3 protein-coding genes, 3 tRNA genes and 1 pseudogene are annotated in these 3,279 nt (G+C 55.1%); all 7 read left to right on the top strand.

Going from position 1 to position 3,279, the window contains the following annotated elements; translation table 11 throughout:
• Positions 1-300 precede the first annotated feature (300 nt).
• Positions 301-1,257 carry a bifunctional biotin--[acetyl-CoA-carboxylase] ligase/biotin operon repressor BirA gene (birA, locus tag ACZ3GY_RS23630; RefSeq protein WP_465912165.1) on the top strand — a complete coding sequence of 319 codons (957 nt, stop codon included), beginning with the start codon at positions 301-303 and terminating at the stop codon, positions 1,255-1,257.
• Positions 1,247-2,005 carry a pantothenate kinase gene (locus tag ACZ3GY_RS23625; RefSeq protein WP_465912164.1) on the top strand — a complete coding sequence of 253 codons (759 nt, stop codon included), beginning with the start codon at positions 1,247-1,249 and terminating at the stop codon, positions 2,003-2,005. The genes birA and ACZ3GY_RS23625 overlap by 11 nt, the downstream gene beginning before the upstream one ends.
• Positions 2,006-2,008: 3 nt before the next feature.
• Positions 2,009-2,686, top strand: coding sequence for an SPOR domain-containing protein (locus ACZ3GY_RS23620; RefSeq protein ID WP_463562383.1), 678 nt, complete (start codon positions 2,009-2,011; stop codon positions 2,684-2,686).
• Positions 2,687-2,832: 146 nt separating this feature from the next.
• Positions 2,833-2,917: transfer RNA gene (locus ACZ3GY_RS23615), tRNA-Tyr, on the top strand.
• Positions 2,918-2,942: 25 nt separating this feature from the next.
• A tRNA-Gly gene (locus ACZ3GY_RS23610) sits at positions 2,943-3,016 on the top strand.
• Positions 3,017-3,041: 25 nt separating this feature from the next.
• A tRNA-Thr gene (locus tag ACZ3GY_RS23605) sits at positions 3,042-3,117 on the top strand.
• Between the two features lie 84 nt (positions 3,118-3,201).
• Positions 3,202-3,279, top strand: a pseudogene (locus ACZ3GY_RS23600) (GTP-binding protein); the annotation flags it as partial.

Genomic DNA, 3,279 nt, shown 5'->3' with positions numbered 1-3,279 from the left:
GCTGCAGCAGGTCGAGCGTAGGCGCCGGCGAGCCACGGGCACGAGCATCGCCGGCAAGCCGCCTCCTACAACGATCGGAGGCCCTTCCCTGGTTCGCTTCACCCGGCACTCAGCGGGTCTCGATTTTGGTTGCAGGGGTTATCGGCTGATCGGCAAGGCTCGTAAAATTGATAAGGGCGCGCGGAGATCTGCTTCCCGGAAGCGTTTTTGGATAGAGCGATGCAATTGCACTTCCGGCCTCGGTAGGCAGGGACGAACCTCGTCGCTATCATGCGCACCTTATTGCACGGCAGGTTCGGCATGCAGCCTTTATTGCGACTTTTACAAGACGGCCAGTTTCATTCTGGTGAAGAGCTCGGTGTTGCGATTGGTGTGAGCCGCGCAGCGATCTGGAAGCGGCTGCAGTTGCTTGAGTCTGAATTTGACCTCCGGATCCATAAGGTGCGTGGTCGCGGTTATCGCCTTGAGGCTCCTCTTTCTCTATTGGCGTGTGATGCTCCCGAATTCTCCATGGTGTGGCCTATCACGCTTCTGCAGCAGGTTGACTCCACAAACGCAGAAGCCATGCGCCGTCTGGTCGCTGGTGCTATTCCTCCTTTCTTGGTTGTTGCCGAGCAGCAGATAGCGGGGCGCGGGCGCCGAGGGCGAAGTTGGGTCAGTCCCTTCGGGGAAAATCTTTACTACAGTCTGGTGCTCCGTATCACTGGCGGTATGCGCCAAATCGAGGGCTTAAGCCTGGTTGTTGGTCTTGCCTTACTGCATACCATTCGAGACTCTGGTGTTTCGGATGTTGGCCTGAAGTGGCCCAATGACTTACTTGTGGGGGGGCGCAAGATCGCCGGGATACTCCTGGAGTTATCCGGTGACCCTGCTGACGTATGCCATGTGGTCATCGGAATTGGTGTCAATATCAATATGCGGGTAGTGGCGGGTGATGTCATTGATCAACCATGGACGTCGATTAGGCAGATCTTGGGGGAGCAAATTGACCGCAATGGTTTTTTGAGCAGTCTGGGTATACAGCTTGAGCGCTACCTGGAGTTGCACCGTCTGCATGGTTTTACCGCTTTGCGTGGACAGTGGGAGGCTAGCCATCTATGGCAGGGCCGAATGGTGTCACTTACAGCCGGTGTGCAGTCGGTGGACGGCCGTGTACTAGGAGTGGATGACGCCGGTGCGCTGCGGCTCGAGGTTGATGGTGATGAGCGCGTTTTCAGTGGCGGTGAGCTCAGTTTGAGGTTGCGTGATGATTCTTGAGCTTGATTGCGGTAACAGCTTTATCAAATGGCGTGTCCTTGCCCGGCGCGACGGTATTCAGGTGCTTGAAGGTGGGGTTGTTGGCAGCGATGAAGAGTTGCTCAGCGTTCTGATCTCTCGCTTTCCAGGAGGGGTTTCCGCCTGCCGTCTCGTTAGTGTGCGCACAGAGGATGAAACTCGGAGCTTGGTAGAGGCCTTGGAGGTGCGTTTCGGTATTGACTGCATGATTGCCACGCCTGCGAAGTTACTGGCGGGTGTGAGCAATGGCTATGATGAATATCAGCGTTTGGGGCTTGATCGCTGGCTTGCAGTCGTCGGTGCTTACAGCGTAGAGCGCCGTGCTTGTCTAGTTCTTGACTTGGGAACTGCAATTACCTCTGACTTCATTGATGCGACCGGCAATCACCTGGGGGGGTTCATCTGCCCAGGGATGCCGCTCATGCGTAATCAACTGCGTACCCATACTCGGCGTATTCGCTATGACGATGCTGTTGCTGAGCTCGCGCAGCACAGTCTTTCGCCTGGTCGTTCTACCGCCGAAGCTGTAGAGCGAGGTTGCCTGTTGATGTTGCGTGGCTTCGTCGATACGCAGCTCGAGCTGGCTCGCCAGCAATGTGGTGGTGATGTAGCGGTGCTCCTTACTGGTGGAGATGCAGCATTGGCCGCAGACTGGGTGGCTGCGGCGAATGTGGTGCCGGATCTTGTGTTCATTGGCTTGGCTATCGCCTGTCCGCTGGTGAGGGAATAAGTTATGCGCTGGTTTTTCATGCTGCTGGTGGTGCTGAATGCCTTCTATTACGTGTGGCACCAGCAACAGGCCCCATTGCATGCAAAGGAGGTCGCTCCCTTGTCGCTCTACCAGGACAGTCGCCGTGATATTCAGTTGCTCAGTGAGTCCGAGCCTCGACAGCGACGTGCTCCTGTAGTTAACGAAGCGCCGGCTGGGGAGACAGTGTGTTTATTCTTGGGTAGTTTTGAGGAAGATGCGGGGGCCGAGCAGGTCGAGCAGCGCCTGCTCAGTCTGGATATTCGCTCGCAGACTCAGGTCGTCGAGTCTGCGGGTGCTGTCGATTATTGGGTTTATCTGCCGCCGCTGGCTTCCCGCCAGGCATCACTGAGGCAGTTGCGAGAGCTGCAGGCGCGCAAGATCGATAGCTACATCATTACTCAGGGCGATCTATCCAACGGTATCTCCTTGGGGATCTTTCCCCGTCATGACTCTGCCGACAGTGTGATTTCGCGACTGCGTGGTTCGGGTTACGAGCCATTGCTGCGTGAGCTACCGCGGGCGAACCGCCGTCACTGGGTGCGCATCGCCCCAGAAAGCCGGCGTTTGGTCGATGATTCACTGCTCGAGCGTTTGTCTTTGGACTTCAAAGGTTTACAACACCAATTAATGCCGTGTGAGGGGGTTGCAAGCTCTCAATAGAATGCATAGAATGGCGCCCGCTTCGCAGGGTGGCCATCTTAATCGGTGGGTATGCGAAGTTACTGTTAGTGTCGCTAAGCTCTGGTTTTTAAATGAGAAAGTGCTTGACAGTAGGGTGGCAGATATTGAAAATGCCGCCTCCTTATGGAGGGATTCCCGAGCGGCCAAAGGGATCAGACTGTAAATCTGACGTCTACGACTTCGAAGGTTCGAATCCTTCTCCCTCCACCAGATTTAGGCGTGAGCTGCAGGCTACGCGGGCATAGTTTAGTGGTAGAACCTCAGCCTTCCAAGCTGATGATGCGGGTTCGATTCCCGCTGCCCGCTCCAGCTTAGTTGTTCGTGCAACATATTTGCTCATGTAGCTCAGTTGGTAGAGCACACCCTTGGTAAGGGTGAGGTCAGCGGTTCGAATCCGCTCATGAGCTCCATTTAATAAAGGCAGATATGCGAGTATCTGCCTTTGTTTTAATGGTGCTATCACTCGCTGAATTCTTCGTTCGGAGACGGTCAAAATGGCTAAAGAAAAATTTGAACGTAGCAAACCTCACGTCAACGTTGGCACTATCGGTCACGTTGACCATGGTAAAACC

Source organism: Pseudomonas sp. PME37.24/006 (assembly GCF_055556635.1).
Note: the sequence above shows the minus strand (reverse complement) of the source record. Positions and strands in the feature narration are given on the sequence as shown.